The sequence below is a fragment of the Erysipelothrix larvae genome (genome assembly GCF_001545095.1).
Classification (GTDB): Bacteria; Bacillota_I; Bacilli_A; order Erysipelotrichales; family Erysipelotrichaceae; genus Erysipelothrix; species Erysipelothrix larvae.
In genome coordinates this window covers 1105891-1127127 of sequence record NZ_CP013213.1, presented here as the reverse complement: position 1 = coordinate 1127127, position 21237 = coordinate 1105891, and the positions used below count along the sequence as shown (strand labels likewise).

Below are 21237 nucleotides of genomic sequence, written 5' to 3'. Positions count from 1 at the left end.
TATAATTTAAAAAGGAATTTTAAATCAAAGGAGATGCATTATAAATGAGTGAACGAACTGAATTTGTTTTTTATCCAACTACATTGGATGAAGTAGCACATAGTGTGCGCGTTGATATTTATGCCCATGAAAGACTTGAACAATATCCTCATGGGGTTATTGTCATGATTAAATATAAAGTAAGGGAAGACGGGTATCCAAGTGAAGATGAATTTGATCGACTTTCTACACTTGAAAGCTCGTTAATGAATGATATGGTTGAACATGGTTCCCTTTATCTTGGTACTATTACTGGAAATGGGAGCGTTGACTTGTTCTTTGCAAGTCCAACAGCAGACAACATCTCAGAACCCCTTAAACAACGTCAGGGCGATGAAATAGAGGTTTTAGTGCATCCAAACGGATCAGAATCACTCTATATCAATTACCTTTACCCAAACCTTTATGAACAACAATATATTGTAAATCAAGATTACTGTAAAGAACTCTTAGAACAAGGGGAGATGTTTGAAACAGCACGTGATGTGCTCTTATATGCATCATTCCACGATAACAAGAGCGCGCATGATTTTGCACATGAATTCGAAGGGTTAACAAAAGAAGCTCACATACATTTAAGCAAAGATGGACATATTCATGTTCACCTCACCATGCACATTGTTCCAGATGTCATGACCATGAATCTATTAACTGATAAAATGATTCACGGTACAGAATCACGCCATGGTCACTTTGAAGGGTGGCAAACAACTGTAGTAGGTGTATAAATAAACTCATTTAATGATCCGATATTGTAAACCAATTTGAACACATTATCGGATATCAATACAAAAACAGTGTCGTAAATACAACAAGCATCGTTTGTATATAAGACACTGTTTTTACATTTCAAACTTGAATAATTTCATTGTTTTTCGATGCTAATGACGGGTATTTTATAGAGCTCAATAATCTGTTGCACTATTCTGAAAATTCTTGAAAAAGATTGGAAATTGCCGTGTAAATAGATTGCTTTCAAATTTCTATTTTGCTAGTATTACTCCAGATGCTTTAAATAGCACAATGACAAAAAGGGGGTAATGTCAATGACAGTAAAATTACGTGGGAAACATGGAAACCTAAAAGAAGTGAAGGTTGGATTTAGCTGGTCTGTATTTTTCTTCGGATTCGTAGATCCATGATTCAATGGAGATTTTAAATGGGGAATCATCCTGCTTTTACTGGAAGTGTTGATAAGTTTAAAGACAAAGGGTATGGGAGCCATTATTGTATCGGCAGCATTCTCAATATTCTACAACAAAATTTACATAAACGACTTGTTGAAAAAAGGTTATGAACCTGCATCTGAAGTTGATGCTGAAATCTTAAAACAAAAGCTTTAGTATCAGATAGTCGAAAATTATCTAAAAAAAGCCAAACTCTTATCTGAATTTGGCTTTTATTAAAGGGTTTTATAAAAATGTTTTTGTGACTTTGTGGAATGATACCCACAATGTTCATAGAAAGCATGTGCTTGTGTTCGAATCACATTTGAGTTCAAACGAACTGCAGATAGGTGATTGTTTAGCGTCCATGATTCCACTTCTTGTAATAACTGTTTCCCAAACCCATATCCACGCACCGCACGATTTACCGCAAGTCCACATACATTTACACACGGCTCACTATATATTGATCGATAGATATGTGCATGAACATAACCAACGACAGAGTCTTGATGTTGGGCGACAAAGATTACATGTTCAGGATTTAAACTTAATGAATTAAAGTTATCTTGGACTAAAGAAAGCGTTGTATTTGGATAACCTAAATCGTGTTGACTTAAAAGCGTAATTGATTCTAAATCTTCAAATAAGCACCGTCGAATCATATCGAAGACTACTTTTCAGTGAGACTTAATAATAAGTCCATTTTTAGATCATACAATTCTTGCGATAGGTCAACATAATAGGTATGAGGGTTTTGAAGCCGTTTTACTTCATCCCACAGTGTTTCACGTTCTTTCGCAGCATAAACCTTTATGTCTTGAAGTGTTGGTGTTTCATAAACACACTGACCCTTAACAAAAATTGGAACATGCAGTTCTCGTATTGTATAGTTTTCCAAATCTTTACGTTTCCATGGAGCACTTGGATCAAAGATCGTAAGCTTATCTTCAGGAACAGTTTCATGTGAGAGCGCGATGTAGTCTGCGAGTGCTTTGTTAGTTGTGTTATCATAGAAACGATATAATCGTTTAAATCCAGGATTGGTAATTTTCTCAATGTTGTCACTTACTTTAATTTTCGGATGGATGACACCATTGACTTCCGATGCAATCAGCTTGTATACACCACCAAGTACCGGTTCACTTTTTGAAGTGATCAAGTTTTCACCCACTCCAAATTGATCAATCGCTGCCCCTTGATAGATTAAGTCATCAATAATAAATTCATCCAGTGAATTTGATGCCATAATCTTACAATCGTGCAAACCCTGTTCATCCAGCATTTTACGCGCTTCTTTTGAAAGATAGGCAAGGTCACCCGAATCCAGCCGTATTGCTTTCAGACGATAACCATTTGGAATCAAATAATCCTGAGCAACTTTAATCGCATTTGGCACACCAGATCCTAATGTATCATAAGTGTCCACTAAGAAAATACTATTTGTTGGATTAATTTTCGCAAAGGATAAGAATGCATCATATTCTGAATCATGCAGTTGAATGTAAGAATGGGCCATTGTACCACTCACATAAGCACCAAATTTATGACCAGCTAATGTGTGCGAAGTTCCGACACATCCAGCAATGATCGCAGCACGTGCTCCATCCAATGATGAATCATATCCGTGCGCTCGTCGAGCACCAAACTCAAGGACTGAGCGTCCTCGTGATGCTGTCACAATACGACTAGCTTTAGTCGCAACTAAGGTCGAATAATTGATGGATAATAAGAGCATGGTTTCAATAAGTTGTGCCTGGATGACATTTCCATGCACAGTCACAAGGGGTTCGTTTGGAAAACAAACAGTTCCATCTTCCATCGCCCACATATCAATATCAAGTTCCATTTCTAGAAGATAATTTAAGAATGCTTCATCCTGAAATCCACACTCTCTTAAATAATCAATATGTTCCTTTTGAAACTTAAAGTTTTTAATGCCTTCGATTAGTTTCGCTAATCCATTAAAAATCATATATCCACCACTATTGGGTGTGCGTCGTGTAAACATATCGAAATAAACAATTTCTTCATGCCTTTTTTCTTTGAAATAGGTATAAGCCATTGTAAACTCATATAGATCAGTGAGAAAAACAATATCATCAAGTTTAATCATAACTATCAATTCCTTCTAAGTATGTTGTATAATGTACTATAGTGATTATACCATTAAATCGGAGGTTTTTATCTATGTTTAATTTGAATCAAATCGTTGGTGAGCCAAATATTTGGCTAATTCCCGACTCAAAGTTCAACGAAGTATCCGTAAATCTATTAATTAAGTTTCCTTTAACAAAAGAAACTGCAACAACCGCGAATGTCTTAACAAAGATGTTAAGCGATCGTCTGAGTGCCTATCCATCTAAACAAGAAATGGCAAAACACTTGGATTGGTTATATGGAACAAGTTTATCTGTTTTTACCTATTCACTGGGGCAAGCACAGATTCTTGAAATAAATACACGTTCAATTAATAAGCGGTATGTCGAAGAAGACTTGCTTAATGAACAGTTTAAGTTAGTGTATGAAGTTTTATTGAACCCTTTGCTTAATGAAGAAACATTTAAGGAAGCCAAACTGAATGTCAAAAAGGATTTGTTAAGGGTGAAAGAAAACCCACAATACTTTGCACTTTTAGAAGCCTTATCAAAAGCTGGACCCGACCAAATATGTGGCATTCAGCCTGATGGAAATTTAGAGCGACTAGAATGTGTTACTTTAGAGGATGTGCACTCATTCCATCAAATGTGTGTTCATGAATTTGAGAAAACAATCTATGTCGTTGGGGATGTATCTCCATCTGACATTCCAACCATCCCAACGCTTTCACAAACACAAACACAAGAAAGTCTTGTCTCAAATCAAATCTTAAATGAGCATCAGGTGGACTATCAACCCTCTAATCAAACAGAGCTTGTGATGATTTACCAAACTGATATCACACCACACCATGAACTTTACCTTCCTTATCTTGTGTTTATTGCGTTATTAGGGCAAGGCACTTCGTCTCTTTTATTCCAAAACGTTCGGGAAAAACACAGTTTGTGTTATTCAATCTATGCTTCCCAGCTTATTTTTGATGGATTGTTCTATATAAGCACCAGCATTTCACCTTCGAATGAAGCGAAAGTCATTGACCTTGTATCAGAACAAATTGAAGCAATCAAACGCGCTCCACACGATCTTGCGAAAACAAAAGCTTATTTAGTGAATCAAATCAGTGGCACCACAGAGAAACTTAGACGTTTAGGACAATTTGTGGTTCGTAATCATGCATTAAACCGGGATGATTCACCCGAAGATATGATTGAATCCATTATGAATGTAACACCAGAATCTGTTCAAGCAGTTGTGGATCATATCAATCACTCATTTATTTACAGCTATAGGGGACAAGACGATGAAACAAATTAAAAATTCTTTTATTGACAATGCGTATGCATTCGTAACGGAAAGTGGCCTACGGGTAACGATTATACATCGCCCAGGGTTTAAACAATCTGTTGCAGTATATGGAACACCATTTGGTGCACTTGACTTAATCCAATCCATTGATGGCTTAGAAGTTCAACACAAGACAGGGGTTGCTCATTTTCTCGAACATAAACTCTTTGAAGATGAAACCGAAGATGTATTCAGTAAGTTTGCTGAAGTAGGGGCCAGTGCGAATGCCTTCACATCACATGAACAAACTGTTTATTACTTTAGTACTAATGGCGATGTATTAACCCCTTTGGGGATTCTAATAGATTTTGTCAGTCGTTTTTCTTTAAATCAAGAACGCGTCGACAAAGAAAAGGGGATTATCTTAGAAGAACTTCGCATGTATGCCAAAATGCCGGATACAAATCTCTTAATGAAGACCTACCAAAATGTCTATCACACGTTTCCTTTACGAATTGATATTGGGGGAACTGAAGAAGATGTTTCATCAATGCTTTTAGATGATTTACGAACAGCCTACCGTATGAATTACACAGACTCACGAATGGGCCTAGTAATTACAACTGGGGAAGACCCACAGAAAATCTTTGAGACTGTGACACTTCACACTCAAAATCATCCGTATGAAGTCTTAAACGTTCAAACCCACTTCAAACATGAACCACTCACTGTACGATGTGCTTATGAAGAAATTTATGACAATGTTTTAATTCCAAAAATGAGTGTCTCTTATAAATTTGAGTACAATGGTACCAACAAAGTCTATGATGAATATTTGGTTCGGTTTATCCTTCAACTTAACTTCTCTGAGATGAATGATGCATACCAATCCTGGTTAGATGATGAAATTATCAGCGATTCATTCATGTATGATGTCGATTTGAGAGATGGCTTTGGTGTTGTTTATTTCTTTAACGATGCCGAAAAACCAGAGGCTTTCAGAGAACTCATTGATTCAGTAATGCAAAAACTAGAAGTAAACCCAGATAATTTTACCCAATTGTCAAGACGTCAATATGGACGCCTGATTATGTTAATGGAACACAACGATCGTTTTGTCATGAATATATTAAGTACTGGGTTTAAAAGGGTCCAATACTTTGATTACCTTGAATTCATTAAGACTTTGGATTACAAAAGAGTACTTAATACATTAGATTTCTTACAAAACTTTAATTCAAGCTTTGTACTAATGAAACCACACGAACCTACCCATTCAGATTAAGAAGCTTTAAGTTTGATCATCACATCGATTATTGTATGAAATTGATTGTTTGATTAATCCTATCTTTTTACCTCATAAATCATAGATTTAAGCAAAAAATCACGTAGAGAGTATGTTATAATTTTTGTATGATTTTTGTGCCGAAAATCTAACGGATCTAGAATTGAGGTGAAGCGTATTAACCAGTTCAGTCTCGTCGGAAAAGTGAAGAGTCAAACGTCGAAAGTTGCGGATCTGCAAGGGGGCATCTATCATGCATTTGATATTGAAGTCATTAAAAACTTCAGAGAAGCGGATTTCTCATTTAAAACAGAAATCTACCGCATTCATTTATGGCAGGGCATGGCTGCAGAAGTTATGTCATTTCGTAAAATAGACGATAACATCGCTGTACACGGCAGAATTGAAAAACGCGGCAATGACTTGATGTTAATTGCTGAAAATTTAGAATATTTAGCTTAAGATAAGGGGACTTTTATGAAAACATATCTCGATTTATGTCAGTTTGTAATGGAACATGGTGAACAACGTATGGATCGTACTGGTACAGGTACACGCAGTGTATTTGGATACCAAATGCGGTTTAATTTAAGCGAAGGCTTTCCTTTGCTCACAACAAAACGCGTACACTTCGCATCTATTGCGAAAGAATTACTTTGGTTTATCAGCGGCAATACGAACATACAATGGCTCGTTCAAAACAAAGTAAGGATTTGGAACGAGTGGCCATATGCTGCATTTAAAGCGTCAGATATGTATCAAAACGAAACAATGAATCAATTTATTGAGAGAATTGCTCACGATGATGCATTCGCTGCTCAATTTGGTGATTTAGGTCCTGTTTATGGAAAGCAATGGCGTGACTTTGGGGGTGTTGATCAACTACAAGAAGTAATTGATCAAATCCGAAACAATCCAACTTCACGTCGGATTATAATGAGTGCCTGGAATCCACCTTTAATTCATGAGATGGCTTTGCCACCATGTCATGCATTTCTACAATTCTATGTCAGTGATTCAGGCAAATTATCCCTACAACTCTACCAACGCAGTGCCGACATCTTTTTAGGTGTTCCATTCAACATTGCGTCATACGCACTGCTTGTGCATATGATTGCGAAAATATGCAACTTAGAAGTTGGTGACTTCGTTCATACGTTAGGTGACGCGCACATTTATAATGATCACGTTGATGCAATTGAAGAACAACTATCACGTGAACCATTACCACTCCCACAATTAATCATTCACGGGGATCAAAAAGAAATTGAAGACTTTAAATATGAAGACTTTGAAATCGTAAACTATAACCATCATCCTTCCATTAAAGCCAAGGTGAGCGTTTAATGATTACCTGTATCGCAGCGATGAATCAGTATGGTACCATCGGCCGTGATGGGGTGATGCCGTGGCATTCATCCGAAGACTTAAAACATTTTAAATCCTATACAATGGGAAAGGATTTGTGTATGGGGAGGGTTACTTATGAAGGATTACCTCAAAAACTCAGAGGTCGAAACATTCATGTAATCACAACAGACACCACATATCCAAACAGCATTCAAGATATTAATGCATTTTTTAAAACATATAAAAACAGTGAAAAGGAATGTGTCGTATGTGGCGGAGGAACCATCTATGAACTTCTTTTACCAATCTGTGATAAACTCGTATTATCCTTCATTAAAGACAATGACGTCATTGGCGACACTTATTTTCCGTCGTTTTCAATTAATGAATTTAGAATAAAGGAAATGCGTGAATTTAAAGAGTATAATTTAGTTATATACGAAAGGGTGATTTGATGAGAATCGTTGAGATAATCGAGAAGAAACGCGATGGACACGCCTTATCTTCTCAAGAAATTAAGTTTTGGATTGAAGGACTTACAAACCACACGGTTGAAGATTATCAATCTTCAGCCTTGTTGATGGCAATTACTTTAAATGGTATGAATATGGAAGAAACAACAGCACTAACAGAAGCGATGATTGCTTCTGGTGACACCATTGATTTATCCTTAATTCATGGTCTTAAAGTCGATAAGCACTCCACTGGAGGTGTTGGGGATAAGACATCCCTTGTCATCAGTCCTATTGTTGCTGCATGTGGTGGCAAAGTTGCGAAAATGAGTGGAAGGGGACTTGGACATACCGGTGGAACCCTTGATAAACTTGAATCAATTCCAGGATTTGACATTAATTTAGAAAATGACGCATTTGTAAATCAAGTAAACGACATTAATGTCGCAATCATTGGTCAAACAGGAAATCTAGTATACGCAGATAAGGTGCTTTATGCTTTACGTGATGTAACGGGAACGGTTCAATCAATTCCACTGATTGCTGCATCGATTATGTCTAAGAAAATCGCAGGTGGAGCCGATGCAATCGTACTCGACGTAAAATATGGCGAGGGAGCATTTATGAAGACATTGGATGATGCACGCGAATTAGCACGTGTGATGATATCCATTGGAAAAAACCTTGGACGCGATGTTACAGCACTTCTTACGAATATGAATCAACCCCTTGGTTTTTGTATTGGAAATGCGCTTGAAGTAAAGGAAGCCGTTGAAACGCTGTGTGGACATGGACCGAAAGACTTAGAAGAACTCTGTTTGGTTGCATGTGGACATATGCTTGTTCATGGCAAGCAAGTTGATTCATATGAAGCAGGGTATCAAAAAGCAAAAGCTTCCATCGAAGATGGATCAGCATATAAGAAATTCCTTGAGTGGATTGCAAGACAAGGTGGCGATACATCAGTATTTGAAGACCTTGGTGCGTTTACTCACGCAGCCTACACCCAACAAGTCTACGCTGATTCCCATGGATTTGTATCTGATTTAAAAGCTTTAGAACTTGGAATGGCTTCACTTCATTTAGGTGCAGGACGCACAAAAAAAGATGAAGACATTGACTTTAAGGCTGGAATCATATTAAATAAGAAAGTTGGGGATTCTGTAAGTGAAGGCGAACTTCTGGGTACTTTGTATAGCAATGAACCCATTGAGTCGCGTCACATTGAAGAATTCAAATTAGCATTCTCTTACACAGACAATGCACTTGAAACACCGCAATTAATCGCGGATATCGTAAGTTAGAAAAGAGATTTTGGATGGCATTTGAAGTTACAATTGAACAATTTTCCGGTCCTTTGGACTTAATGCTTTATTTGATCAAGGATAAGAAACTTGATCTTTTTGACTTAAACATCCTTGAACTCGCGAATCAATATGCTGATTTTTTAAATCACGCTAAAGAACAAAAACTCGAGATTGCTGCAGAATACATTGCAGAACTCGCTGGACTTATTGAATATAAAAGTAAAAAGCTTTTGCCTCGTGACAAAAGTGAACTTGATGTCAAAGAACTTGAAGACCAAGAAACAGACCTGGTGAAAAGGTTGCTTGAATATCAACGCTACAAAGAAGTTAGTATGGAACTTGCAGTACGCTATCAAGAACGGCTCCAACAACATACAAAACCCATCTCTGTTCAACTTCTAAAAGACATTAAAACATCACTTAAGGATAGTATTTCTTATGATCAAACGCCTTATGATCTCATGAATGCCATGGTCAAGGTAATGCAACGCTTTAAGCTTGCAAATCCACATGAAGTATCCATCGAACGTGTTGAATATTCAGTGGATGATCGCATCATTTCACTGCGGATGGAGTTTTTAAACAAAAAAGTAATGACATTGGATGATTTGCTCGAGAAATCACCCAATGTAAGTTTTATGATTGTCACATTCCTAGCAGTTTTAGATATGTTACGAATGGGTGATTTACTCTTGAGCACTCAAAACGACGCAATTTATCTGAAAGGAGCAGTCTAGATGGAAGATTTTGGTACATTAGAAGCAATACTCTTTGCATTTGGTGATGAAGGCATTACTAAATTTCAATTACAGACTGTATTCAATCTTGATGAGGGATCGTGTAATACATTTGTTGAAGACTTTAAAAACCACTACAAAGAAAGTGCAACATCCGGTCTTGATGTTGTGGAATATGGTGGTGTCTTAAAACTTGTTACGAAACAGAAACATCACGAGATTATTGGTGAACTGCTTGAATTTAACCGCACCCGTCAATTATCTCAAGCTGCCCTTGAAACACTTGCAATCATCGCCTACAAACAACCCATTACACGCGTTGAGATCGAAGAAATCCGCGGTGTTAACAGTGATATGATGTGTCGCCGTCTTGAAGCACTAGACCTTATTTGCGAAGCGGGACGCAATGACACACCGGGTAGACCCATATTATATGAAGTAACTTCTTCATTCTTTGATGTATTTAAACTGACATCATTAGATGAATTGCCTGAAATTAAAGTAGAAATGATTGGAGAAAATCATGAGCTCTTCAAATGAAATAAGATTACAAAAAGCAATCGCGGATGCGGGGGTATGTTCGCGTCGTAAAGCAGAAACACTGATCCTTGACGGAAAAGTTAAAGTCAATGGCGTTGTGGTCAAAGAATTGGGTGTTAAAGTGTTGCCACAAGACAAGATTACCGTTGATAACAAGCCAATCATTCAAGAGAATAACCGTGTATATTATTTATTGAATAAACCAAGAGGTGTTCTATCCAGTGCATCCGATACACATGATCGACCGACTGTTATTGACATCGTACACGATCAACACAGACTGTATCCGATAGGACGTCTTGATATGGATACAACAGGCGCACTCATTCTCACCAATGATGGTGCGTTTGCACAACTTCTAACGCATCCAAAATACCACGTTAAGAAATCCTATCGTGTATCAGTAAAAGGGAAACTCCCATTCAGCGTATCAGAGAAACTGCGTCAAGGCGTTACAGTTGATGGTGTCTCTTACCAAGGGATGGAAGTCGAAGACGTTCGTTATATTAAAAAAGCAGACAGAACTGCATTTACCTTAATTCTATCAGAAGGTAAAAATCGTCAAATTCGTAAAGTTATGGAGCACTTTAAACTTCCTGTTGTGCGGCTTCATCGCTTTGCAATTGGTCCAGTAACGCTGGATGGTGTGGGAATTGGTCAATATAGGGACTTGAAACCTTTTGAAATCAAAAAGCTTTCATTAATGGCTAAAGGCGAACTATAAATGCAACAGTTTTTTATTGATGATATTGACAACCCGTCATTATCTGATGACCAACACCACCAAATAAAAAATGTCTTAAGAATGAAACAAAACGATACCGTTCGTCTTGTTGATGCAAAGGGAAACGGCGTCCTTGCACGATTTAATACAAACGCTTTGGATTCCTTTGATATTCTTGAACCCTTAACCTTTTACAAAAAGAAATATCGCATTCGGATTGTTGCTTCACTCATACGTTCTGAGCGTCTTGAATGGATGATTCAAAAAGCATGTGAGTGTGGCGTTGATGAAATCATCTTGTATCGATCCGATCGTGGGGTCGTGCGCGATTTTGGAAAACGGGAAGCACGTAAACTTGAACGACTTCAATTAATTGCGAAAGAAGCCTCTGAACAGTCTTACCGTCAATTCCCCGTGAGTGTATCTGGAATTATTGAGTCAAAAGATTTAAAATCAACCTTATCTGATTTTAATCTATATGGTGATACATCAGACCATCCCCACTTGCTCAGTGTCTTAAACAAATCTCAAGGCTCAATCACTGTATTTATTGGACCTGAAGGAGGTTTTTCTGATAAAGAACGTGCTCTATTTGATTCATTAAACATCCAAGCAGTCAGCTTTGGACCTTATATCTACCGTGCTGAAACAGCACCACTTGCAGTTGCAACCTTAATTAGTACATTGGAGATTGGATAATATGCTATCAAAGTATCATAAGTATAAATTGAATAAAAAACGCATGAATCAGCTTAAAACACTCGCTGAACGTTTTTCATTGCCTTATGATCCGAAAAACTTGATGGACTATCTTACATTAACTGTATTTGAAGAAGGATTAAGAAACAAAGAGACCATTGAATCATGCTATGAAAGTGTGCGCAGTCAATGTTTTGATATGTGGGACTATTTGAGTTTTAAAGAAAGAAATGCTTTGATCCTCAAAGACTTAAAACCAGAACTTCAAAACTTAAAACACTTCAGCTATAATAATGAACAAATATTTATTCCATTTTTTGATGAACTGATGAACGCACTGTATTCAAAAGAAGTCGCCATTCTAGAACTTCCTCAGTTTTTCGAACTGTATCAAAACTTTAAGAGTAAGATTATCAACATTAATCGTTACGGACGCTTGCCTTTTATTGCAAATATGGGAGAATTTGAGTGTTCGTTTGATACCAAAGACTTCTTTATTTTACATGATGAACGTGGTAAAGCATTCATTAAAGTATCTGATAAAGACTACGACATATTTCCATACCTAAAAACAAAAGATTTGATGCAGCGTGACATCTTTACCTTTTCATTATTATTAGCGGAAGATGAAGATGCATTTTATAAAGCATTAGTGGATAAAGAAGTGGTTTCTAAGCGTTTTATTAAGAAATACAATAAACTCGTGAAGAAAAGACAAAAGAAGGTGAAATCATGACAGGGTTTGATTTATTTGGAGTCGATGATTCAAGACAGATAACACGTTTATGCAACAACACGAACCAAGTGATTGCGAACTCGTGTTTCTTTTGTACTACAGGCGTCAGCGCAGATCGCCATGACTTTGTGGATACAGCCATTGAAAAAGGTGCAATATGTATTGTCCATTCCAAACCATTCACAACTTACTATGATCATATTCTTTACATTAAGGTTGACGATGTTCAAAAAGAATTAGTACGGGTTGCTGACCTTTATTATGGCGATCCATCCCGCCATTTAACGCTATATGGAATCACAGGGACCAATGGTAAAACTTCAACCGCTGTCATGATTTATGATCTTTTGAAACAACTCAAGGTTAAAGCAGGATATATGGGAACTGTCGCCATTCGCTATGATGATATTGAATTACCTGCAAAACTCACAACACCCGATATAATTGAATTTAGGGAACTTCTCAGTGATATGGTAAACCATCAAATTGATTCCGTAGCAATTGAAGTTTCAAGTCAAGGCTTATCCTTGGGTCGTGTTGACAATATCGACTTTGATGTGGTTGGATTTACAAACTTAACGCAAGATCACCTTGATTATCACAAGAATATGGAAGCCTATTTCAATGCTAAAAAACGTCTTTTTGATCAAGCAAAACCATCCTGTATTATGGTAATTAATGAAGACGATGAATACGGTCAAAGACTGATTCATACTGGATATACACAATCGATTGTTACATATGGGACACACCCTACAGCAGACTATCAAGCTGCTGATATCAAACTGTTTGATGATCATACAGAATTTAAGCTAATCCATAAACACCAATCCTACGATGTTTACTCAAGTCGTGTCGCACGGTTTAATGTTTATAACTTGGTTCTAGCGATTGCGATGATCCACAACCAAACCCACGTTTCACTTCAAGAAATCGTATCTGCAGCTGCTACACTTTCAGAAATTACAGGACGCGTCAATTTTCTAGACTATGGACAGGACTTTAAAGTCATTGTAGATTATTCTCACACACCCGATGGTATGGAGAAGATGTATCAATACTGTAAAGACATCATCAACCCAAACAACAAAGTAATCGCTGTATTTGGTAGTGCAGGGGGACGCGATCATGACAAACGCCCGATGATGGGACAAGTCAGCGATGCTTACTGTGATGTTATCGTTCTAACAGAAGATGATCCGCGATCTGAATCTGTTTTAGACATCGCCCATGATATCAAAACTGGCATCACTAAAACTGAAACAATTATTGAGCCAAATCGATATTTAGCCATTAAAAATGCTATAATGAGAGCGGATCCTGGTGATATTGTTGTTATCATGGGAAAAGGGCTCGAAACCTATCAGCACGGACCCAGTGGTAAAGAACCTTGGATGGGTGATCCAGATGCTGTAAAACAATCATTGGAGGAAAAAAATGAACACACTCAATAAATACATCGACCACACACTCTTAAAGCCAGAAGCTTTAGAATTCCAAATTGAAACACTTTGTAAAGAAGCGTTGCAATACGATTTTATGAGCGTTTGTGTCAATCCTTATTACGTATCAAAATGTGCAGAACTTCTTAAAGGTTCTGATGTTAAAGTATGTACCGTTATTGGATTTCCTTTAGGTCAAAACACAACTGAAACTAAGGTATTTGAAACAAAGAATGCCATTGCAAATGGCGCAACAGAGATTGATATGGTCATCAATGTTGGCGCTTTAAAAGATGGAAAACTTGATGTGATTACACACGAAATAAAATCAATCAAAGAAGCATGTGGTGACTTAGTACTAAAAGTTATCTTAGAGACTTGTCTTCTTTCTGATGAAGAGATTGTGAATGCATGCAATGCTTCAGTTAAAGCCGGTGCTGATTTTGTGAAAACATCGACTGGATTTAATTCAGGCGGGGCAACTGTAGAAGCAGTAACGCTTATGAAACAAACAGTAGGGGACAAAGCACAGGTTAAAGCTTCAGGGGGTGTACGCTCATTTGAAGATGCTCAAAACATGATTAATGCAGGCGCAACACGCTTAGGCACTTCAGGAGGTGTTGCTTTAATGCAAGGTCAAAAGGTTGAAGGCACTTATTAAGTTACAATTTCTAGAGAGACCGTGATATTTGGTTTCTCTTTTCTTTTAAGGCAATCTTTCACGATGATTCATAACACTTTGATACCCCATTGATTCAGACAGCGATACCTTGTTAATGTTAGGGTTAATACAGTATAATATTCACGCTAAAGGAGATGATGTGATGTACACTTTCACACTTAAACCCGTATCCCTTGAAGAACGAGAGATTCTTGCAAACTTACTTGAAAAATATCTCTATGAATTCTCACAATACACAGAAGTTGATGTAAACCCCTTGGGACTTTATGGGTATATGTACCTTGATTACACATGGACTCAATCAAATCGTTGGGCATACTTCATTATGATTGATGATGCTCTTGCTGGTTTTGTGATGGTTAATGACTATCCAGAAGCCTTTGATCGCATTACAGATTTTTCACTTTCTGAGTTCTTTATACTCCATAAATACCGCAGAAACCGTGTTGGAACATCTGTATTTGAAACCCTTTGTTCATTACATAAAGGATCATGGCAACTTAAATGCCACCCTAAAAATATTCCTTCCGTAAAGTTTTGGGAAAAAGTTATTTCAACCTATACCCTCAATAACTATGAGAAGGTCGTCGATTATCCTAATTCGCATTATGAAGATGGGTCATTAGGAACGCTGTTCTTTTTTGAATCATAACTGCACAAGGAGATAGATACTATGCTAAAAGAAATTACATGCTTGAATGCAACACAGACTGAGTATCCATTTAATATACTGAAATTCGATTCGCTTGATCTTTCCTCACCTGTAATCTTTCTGACCGGTGAAAATGGATGTGGTAAGTCAACCTTACTCAATGCGATTAGCACCTTAACCCAAAGTATTCCCGTTGGAAAAGCATCGTCAATGCACCACCCTTATGAAGATGGGTTCAAACTTTCATGGTCTTCTAAACTTAAGAAAGGGTATTATTTCCAAAGTGAAGACTTCTACACCTATTTGTCCTGGGCATCCGATGAAGTTGAAACCAATCAAATGATGTTACAGGATGCTCAAGCACGCCATAAAAATCCAGAATCACTTGCTTATCTTCTTGAGACAAACCTTCATAAAGGCAATACACAGCGCATGAATGGGATTGTTGAATCTTACCTAAAGGCATCGCATGGCGAAGGGTATATCCGCTTTTTTAGTGAAAGACTGCGTTCACAATCACTTTATTTACTTGATGAACCCGAAACCCCTCTTTCGTTTCAAAACCAATTAACCTTGCTTTACCTTATTGGTGAGTATGTGAAAAAGGGGAGTCAATTTATTATCTGTACCCACTCGCCCATACTCTTAGCATATCCTCAGGCTAAGATTTATTATATACATGAAGCAATTAATGAAGTTTCATACGATAATCACCCAATTGTGAGTGACACACGTTCATTTTTGAAAGATCCGCAGCGGTTCATGCATTATCTTTTTAATGAAGAAGGTTCATAATTTGTTAATGATAAAGGAGTCTCTATGAAACTATACATCGCACGACATGGTCACACATATTGGAATGAAGAAAAACGTATTCAAGGAAGTAGTGATACTGATTTATCACCTAAAGGGATTTTGCAAGCTCACGCACTTGCTGATCAACTGAATCAAATGCACGTCGCTTTTTCTTACATCTACACAAGCCCCCAAAAAAGAGCAAAAGATACCGCAACAATTGTGTCTCAAGTTTGTGGAATTGGTATGGTTGAAATGCCAAATCTTCAGGAGATTGCATTAGGAACCTGGGAAGGGAAGACGTGGATTCAAGTTGAAAACGATGATCCGGATTCATTTCGTACATGGTCTCACAATCGACGCTATTCAAACATTCATCAAGGGGAATCCTATCAACAAGTCTTACAGCGCGTCTTATCAGGGCTTAGACAAATTATTTCGAATCATCAAGATGACGTCTTAATTGTGACTCACAGCGGTGTGGTAATGGCGTTGTTATCCTTACTCAACAAAACTCCTTTTGAGATGATGGTTCAGTACCATTTGAATAATGCTGCATTCATAACACTTGCCGATCAAGATGTTCATCAAATGGAAATACTGTTGTAAGGAATATTCCTTTAATTGTTGATTTTTTCTGGTATACTTTAATTACAAGAACCATGCAAGAGGAGGAATTGACCGATGCTTGAATTATTTGTTTCATTATTTCATGATTTGTTTATTTTCACTAAGTTTGAAAAGTTAGATGATTTTAGCTCAAGAAAAGATTTCATCAAATACATCACATACTTATATTTGATTACAACGTTTTCTTGCATTCTCTTTAGTATCGGATGCTTAAATCTATTCAATACAGTTCGGTTTTTTCACCCTGTATCATTCATCTTTGCTTTGACTTTCATCCCTGTATCAATCTTTGTAATCACTTTTGGATATCGTCACTTAAACAAAACATACAAAATCTAAGTCCAATACCTGGGATTATCGAAGCGGTTGGTTTTTCCAATCGTTTTACTTTAGCAAATTCACACGTAAAAAAGTTCGCCAATCAAATCGTAATAGAATCGACTAAGTTTGGTGTGTAATGTCGAGTGAATGACACATTAAATTGATATGATACATAGGAAAGAGGTGGTTTATTGATGATTAAAGGATTGAATGCAGTGATTGACATGATTGAATCACACCTAAAAAAAACACTAACACTTGAGATGCTTGTTGAGGTAAGTGGGATGCCAGAGATTCAACTCAAAAAGGTATTCTTCTTTTTGTCTCAAATGAGTTTGAGTGAGTATATTAAGTGTCGACGTCTCACATCCGCAACACAAGACCTACTAAATGGTGTATCAATCACTGAAGTTGCCTATACGTACTGTTATGAGTCACTTGATGGTTTCACACGCGCTTATAAGGCGTGGAGTGGGATTTTGCCTTCTGAAGTTAGAAGGCATCACATCATCACCACAACACCAAAACTCTCTTTCAAAATACAGGTAGAAGGAGGAACTACAATGCAAGTTAAACTTGTACAATTGCCAGCGTTCAAGTTTGCAGGAGTGAGCAAACGTGTCTCGCTTCAATTTGAAGGCGTGAATACGGAAATCGTGGCATTAGCCCAATCCATAACGCAAAAACAACGCACAGAAATGCATCAGGTGAAAACGATGGATCCAAAGCAAATTTTGAATATATCATGGGATTCAGACACGAATTTTACACAAGAATCCGGTTCACTAATCCATATGATAGGGGTCATGACATCATACGATACACATTGTGAAACCCTGGAAGAAAAAGACGTTTCAAGTCATACATGGGCAGTGTTCACATGCGATGGACCATTTCCAGAAAAAATGCAAAATTTACACGCTGATATTTACGCAAAATGGTTACCCAGCTCAAATTATGAACTGGTTGATGCACCAACATTTTCTTATACAATTGATAGTAATCTTGATCCAAGTTACAAATTCTCTGAAATCTACATTCCAGTTAAAGAATTACAGTTATAAGTGTGTCTATTTTATCTGGTTTGTGATACATTATTCTTATAAGGTAGGATTTAGCATATGAGAAAAATTGTCTTGAATTTAGCAATGTCTTTGGACGGTTATATTTGTGATGTTGATGGGGGATATGAATGGATTAAAGGACACGGGAATCATTCCCTTGACTCCCATGAAAAATTTGATATTAATACTTGGGCAGAATCAATTGATACCATCGTCATGGGACGTGTCTCACTTGAAGATTGTGGAATTGACTTCATTAAAGATTCTGAACACAAAAAGATTTTAGTCGCAACCAATAATCCAAACTATAAGACTCAATTTGAACACATAGAGTTTATCCATGGAGATATCGTAAAACATGTCGTGAATCTAAAAAACAATGAAGCAGGTAAGGACATCTGGTTGTTTGGTGGCGCACGGCTTGTTGAGAAATTTATTGAAAACGATGTGATTGATGAGTACATCATTGGAATCATTCCAGTCCTTTTAGGATCTGGACGTCGTTTATTCCACGATTTCAGAGTTCCGATTTCATTAGTGCTTGATAAAACATTCATTGATGATGGGATGGTAATTCTGAAATATCATAAAGCATAATACTCTAAAGGTGCGTGAAGACGATCGGTCAATCACTCACCTTTTTTTGTTCAATAATTCACAAATTATACATAAACGAACTAAAAAGTGGATCTAGTATGGGGGTGATAAATACATTTAAACTCAAAGTTATTCCCACTACTTGACATAAACAAATAGCAAGTCTATGATTGAGTCAGAGGTGATAAGCTGTGGATGACAAGCAGTTACTTAAAGGTGTATTAGAAGGATGTGTTCTTGCCATCATTTCACGCAAGGAAACATACGGATACGAGCTGATTGTTATATTAAGAGAATATGGTTTTGAGGACATTCAGGAAGGGACATTATATCCGATTCTCACACGTCTTGAGAAGAAAGGATATATACGTGCACGGGGGGTACGCTCTGAAATAGGGCCTATTCGTAAATACTTCTCGATAACAGCCGTAGGTCGTTATCATTTATCACAGTTTGTTCAATCATATGCTAAGTTAACACAACGATCGCTAAAGATCTTAAAAGAAGTTAATTAGGGCATCATTTTCTTTAAGCCTTATCGCCAATGGTATAATTGTTCTTACGAAAGGGTGATATTATGAACAAAGAACAACTCGAAAGAATGCAACTTGGACAAGGTTTTATCGCGGCTTTAGATCAAAGTGGTGGTAGTACTCCTAAGGCTCTTAAAAGTTATGGAATTGACGAAAGTGCCTATAGCAATAACGAAGAGATGTTTGACGTTGTACATGAAATGCGGACTCGTATTATCAAGAGCCCAGAATTTAAGGCTGAAGGAATTTTAGGTGCAATTTTATTTGAAAATACAATGGATCGTAAAATTGACGGCAAATATACAGCGGATTATCTATGGGAAGAAAAGCACATCGTGCCATTCTTAAAAGTTGATCAAGGCTTGGCTGATGAAGAAGATGGGGTTCAACTCATGAAACCGATTAAAGGCCTTGATGACCTTCTAAAACGTGCAAAACTTCGTCATGTATTTGGCACAAAGATGCGCTCTGTAATCAATAGCGCAAATGAAGTTGGAATTCGAAAAATTGTGAAACAACAATTCGAATTTGCTCGGATTATATTAAGTTATGGATTGATTCCAATTCTAGAACCAGAAGTTACAATTTCTATTTCTGATAAGAAAGAAGCAGAAACAATCTTATTGGCTGCAATTCATGAAGAACTTAAGACAATTAAGGATACAGATCATATCATGTTCAAACTTTCAATCCCAACTGTTGATGATCTTTACGCTGACTTGATGAAAGCACCAAAAGTATTACGGATTGTTGCGTTGTCAGGTGGCTATTCTCGTGATGAAGCAAACGAAAAACTTGCACGTAATCATGGTTTAATTGCAAGCTTCTCTCGTGCACTTGTAGAAGGGTTGACCTTCCAACAAACCGACGATGTATTCAATAAACATCTTGAAAATGCGATCAAAGCAATTAAAACAGCATCAATCGCTTAATTACCATTAGTATTCACCGTGTCATCGCACTGACTTTAAGTGCAATGGCACTTTTTTTTATCCAATGACATGATCATATCCCTTTGTGAAACCTTGGCCTGGTTTGCGTGTTTATATCCATAAATAATCGAAATTTAAGTGTGAGCACATGAGTTTACACAATCTTAACAATTGGTTAAATTGAAATTAATAGAGGTAGGATATGATGAGTTTGCAAGAAAACATTGCATCGGAGGATTTATGAAAAAGGCAGTCGCAATTCTTATATCTTGTTTAGTATTAGTTGGGTGCGGTAATAGCACGTCTGCATCTATGGATATTAAAATATATACTCGTGATAGTTCGAGTGGAACCCGTGAAGCGTTTGAAGCAATCATTGGTCTTGATGATGATGCACTTACCGCAAATAGCTCAGAAACAACATCAAATGGAGATATGGCGTCTCAAGTCGGTAAAGACACCAATGGTATTGGCTATGTATCACTCTCAACAGACTTTGAAGCAAACAGCCTCAAGGCACTCACATATGAGGGTGTCGAAGCAACCGTAGAAACCGTTAACTCAGGTGAATATAAACTCGCACGTCCATTTGAGTATGTAACTCGAGCATCCGGGGACTTTGATTCAGATACAAAAGAACAACTTGTATTGGCGTTCATTGATTATCTTACAAACTCAACTGAAGGACTTCAAGCTGTACTAAGTGCTGGTGGTATTGTTGATGTGAGTCAAGGCAAACCATGGTCAACACTGAAAGCAAATCATCCTGTAGTAAACCAAGACAACTCAAGTATTACGATTAAAACAGGTGGATCAACCTCAGTTGCTAAAACTTTGGAAGCAGCAATGCAATCCTTTATTCCACTCGCAGGTAACTTCAAATTTGAACCAAATCAAACCGGTTCCTCTGATGGATATAAACGCGTACTTGGCACAGAAAAAGATGGTGCGAACGCTGTAGACATCGGCTTTGCATCCCGTGAATTTAAATCTGAAGAGGATACAACACGCTCTATTGCTGCAGGTCAATATGCAAAAGATGCGGTGGTTGTGGTTGTGAATGTTGCAAATGAAGCAATCACAGATCTTAATGCTGAAAAACTTGTTCAAATCTTTAGTGGTGAAATTACAACGTGGGATGGAATCAAGTAAGCTTAGTTTACACTAAGC

Annotated in this window: 26 protein-coding genes; 24 read left to right on the top strand and 2 right to left on the bottom strand. The window is 37.3% G+C overall.

The features are described 5' to 3' along the window. Positions 1-44 precede the first annotated feature (44 nt). Both AOC36_RS05245 and AOC36_RS12580 read left to right on the top strand, forming a co-directional pair. Positions 45-767, top strand: a complete 723-nt coding sequence (locus tag AOC36_RS05245) for a DUF695 domain-containing protein (RefSeq protein WP_067632155.1) — start codon at positions 45-47, stop codon at positions 765-767. Positions 768-1253: 486 nt separating this feature from the next. Further along, a complete protein-coding gene (locus AOC36_RS12580) occupies positions 1254-1382 on the top strand; it encodes a hypothetical protein (RefSeq protein ID WP_257721656.1) in 129 nt (42 codons plus the stop codon). Positions 1383-1441: 59 nt separating this feature from the next. On the opposite strand, the gene AOC36_RS05240 is transcribed toward AOC36_RS12580, so the two are convergent. After that, positions 1442-1870 carry a GNAT family N-acetyltransferase gene (locus AOC36_RS05240; protein WP_067632154.1) on the bottom strand — a complete coding sequence of 143 codons (429 nt, stop codon included), beginning with the start codon at positions 1868-1870 and terminating at the stop codon, positions 1442-1444. Positions 1871-1878: 8 nt separating this feature from the next. Beyond that, positions 1879-3321, bottom strand: coding sequence for a nicotinate phosphoribosyltransferase (locus AOC36_RS05235; RefSeq protein WP_067632152.1), 1443 nt, complete (start codon positions 3319-3321; stop codon positions 1879-1881). A 74-nt stretch (positions 3322-3395) separates the two neighbouring features. On the opposite strand from AOC36_RS05235, the gene AOC36_RS05230 reads away from it, so the two are divergent. From AOC36_RS05230 to AOC36_RS05125, 22 genes are all read left to right on the top strand, one after another. Next, a complete protein-coding gene (locus AOC36_RS05230; protein WP_067632150.1) occupies positions 3396-4619 on the top strand; it encodes a M16 family metallopeptidase in 1224 nt (407 codons plus the stop codon). Then, positions 4606-5874 carry an EF-P 5-aminopentanol modification-associated protein YfmH gene (gene yfmH / locus AOC36_RS05225; RefSeq protein WP_067632148.1) on the top strand — a complete coding sequence of 423 codons (1269 nt, stop codon included), beginning with the start codon at positions 4606-4608 and terminating at the stop codon, positions 5872-5874. The genes AOC36_RS05230 and yfmH overlap by 14 nt, the downstream gene beginning before the upstream one ends. A 204-nt stretch (positions 5875-6078) precedes the next feature. Next, positions 6079-6336, top strand: coding sequence for a hypothetical protein (locus AOC36_RS05220; RefSeq protein WP_067632146.1), 258 nt, complete (start codon positions 6079-6081; stop codon positions 6334-6336). 15 nt (positions 6337-6351) lie between these two features. Continuing rightward, positions 6352-7221, top strand: a complete 870-nt coding sequence (locus AOC36_RS05215) for a thymidylate synthase (protein WP_067632145.1) — start codon at positions 6352-6354, stop codon at positions 7219-7221. Continuing rightward, entirely contained in the window at positions 7221-7679 is a 459-nt protein-coding gene (locus tag AOC36_RS05210; RefSeq protein WP_067632142.1) for a dihydrofolate reductase, read from the top strand. Before AOC36_RS05215 ends, AOC36_RS05210 begins: the two co-directional genes overlap by 1 nt. Beyond that, positions 7679-8980: a pyrimidine-nucleoside phosphorylase gene (locus tag AOC36_RS05205; protein WP_067632140.1), complete on the top strand. Its 1302-nt coding sequence runs from the start codon at positions 7679-7681 to the stop codon at positions 8978-8980. Before AOC36_RS05210 ends, AOC36_RS05205 begins: the two co-directional genes overlap by 1 nt. 14 nt (positions 8981-8994) lie before the next feature. Further along, positions 8995-9720, top strand: coding sequence for a segregation and condensation protein A (locus tag AOC36_RS05200; protein ID WP_067632133.1), 726 nt, complete (start codon positions 8995-8997; stop codon positions 9718-9720). Beyond that, positions 9721-10260 (top strand): SMC-Scp complex subunit ScpB, encoded by a 540-nt coding sequence (gene scpB, locus AOC36_RS05195; RefSeq protein ID WP_067632129.1) that lies wholly within the window; start codon positions 9721-9723, stop codon positions 10258-10260. It abuts the gene before it with no gap. Next, positions 10244-10984, top strand: coding sequence for a pseudouridine synthase (locus AOC36_RS05190; RefSeq protein ID WP_067632128.1), 741 nt, complete (start codon positions 10244-10246; stop codon positions 10982-10984). The genes scpB and AOC36_RS05190 overlap by 17 nt, the downstream gene beginning before the upstream one ends. Then, the gene (locus AOC36_RS05185; RefSeq protein ID WP_067632126.1) at positions 10985-11683 is read left to right on the top strand and encodes an RsmE family RNA methyltransferase; all 699 of its coding nucleotides are present in this window, start codon (positions 10985-10987) and stop codon (positions 11681-11683) included. Between the two features lie 43 nt (positions 11684-11726). Next, entirely contained in the window at positions 11727-12419 is a 693-nt protein-coding gene (locus AOC36_RS05180; RefSeq protein WP_198401209.1) for a hypothetical protein, read from the top strand. Continuing rightward, the gene (locus AOC36_RS05175; RefSeq protein ID WP_067632122.1) at positions 12416-13873 is read left to right on the top strand and encodes a UDP-N-acetylmuramoyl-L-alanyl-D-glutamate--2,6-diaminopimelate ligase; all 1458 of its coding nucleotides are present in this window, start codon (positions 12416-12418) and stop codon (positions 13871-13873) included. Before AOC36_RS05180 ends, AOC36_RS05175 begins: the two co-directional genes overlap by 4 nt. Continuing rightward, the gene (gene deoC / locus AOC36_RS05170; RefSeq protein ID WP_067632120.1) at positions 13857-14522 is read left to right on the top strand and encodes a deoxyribose-phosphate aldolase; all 666 of its coding nucleotides are present in this window, start codon (positions 13857-13859) and stop codon (positions 14520-14522) included. Before AOC36_RS05175 ends, deoC begins: the two co-directional genes overlap by 17 nt. A gap of 163 nt (positions 14523-14685) precedes the next feature. Next, entirely contained in the window at positions 14686-15195 is a 510-nt protein-coding gene (locus AOC36_RS05165) for a GNAT family N-acetyltransferase (protein WP_067632119.1), read from the top strand. Between the two features lie 21 nt (positions 15196-15216). After that, on the top strand, positions 15217-15990 hold the full coding sequence (locus tag AOC36_RS05160; protein WP_067632114.1) for an AAA family ATPase: 774 nt from the start codon (positions 15217-15219) through the stop codon (positions 15988-15990). A 24-nt stretch (positions 15991-16014) separates the two neighbouring features. Continuing rightward, on the top strand, positions 16015-16599 hold the full coding sequence (locus tag AOC36_RS05155) for a histidine phosphatase family protein (protein ID WP_067632111.1): 585 nt from the start codon (positions 16015-16017) through the stop codon (positions 16597-16599). 75 nt (positions 16600-16674) lie between these two features. Continuing rightward, positions 16675-16959, top strand: a complete 285-nt coding sequence (locus AOC36_RS05150) for a hypothetical protein (protein ID WP_067632109.1) — start codon at positions 16675-16677, stop codon at positions 16957-16959. Positions 16960-17135: 176 nt separating this feature from the next. Next, positions 17136-18005, top strand: coding sequence for an AraC family transcriptional regulator (locus AOC36_RS05145; protein WP_067632107.1), 870 nt, complete (start codon positions 17136-17138; stop codon positions 18003-18005). A 57-nt stretch (positions 18006-18062) separates the two neighbouring features. Next, positions 18063-18602 (top strand): dihydrofolate reductase family protein, encoded by a 540-nt coding sequence (locus AOC36_RS05140; protein ID WP_067632103.1) that lies wholly within the window; start codon positions 18063-18065, stop codon positions 18600-18602. Positions 18603-18793: 191 nt separating this feature from the next. Further along, the gene (locus tag AOC36_RS05135) at positions 18794-19117 is read left to right on the top strand and encodes a PadR family transcriptional regulator (protein ID WP_067632101.1); all 324 of its coding nucleotides are present in this window, start codon (positions 18794-18796) and stop codon (positions 19115-19117) included. A 62-nt stretch (positions 19118-19179) separates the two neighbouring features. Continuing rightward, positions 19180-20067, top strand: a complete 888-nt coding sequence (locus AOC36_RS05130) for a fructose bisphosphate aldolase (RefSeq protein ID WP_067632098.1) — start codon at positions 19180-19182, stop codon at positions 20065-20067. A gap of 240 nt (positions 20068-20307) precedes the next feature. Next, complete coding sequence (locus AOC36_RS05125; protein ID WP_067632096.1) at positions 20308-21219, top strand: substrate-binding domain-containing protein; 912 nt, start codon at positions 20308-20310, stop codon at positions 21217-21219. Positions 21220-21237 lie beyond the last annotated feature (18 nt).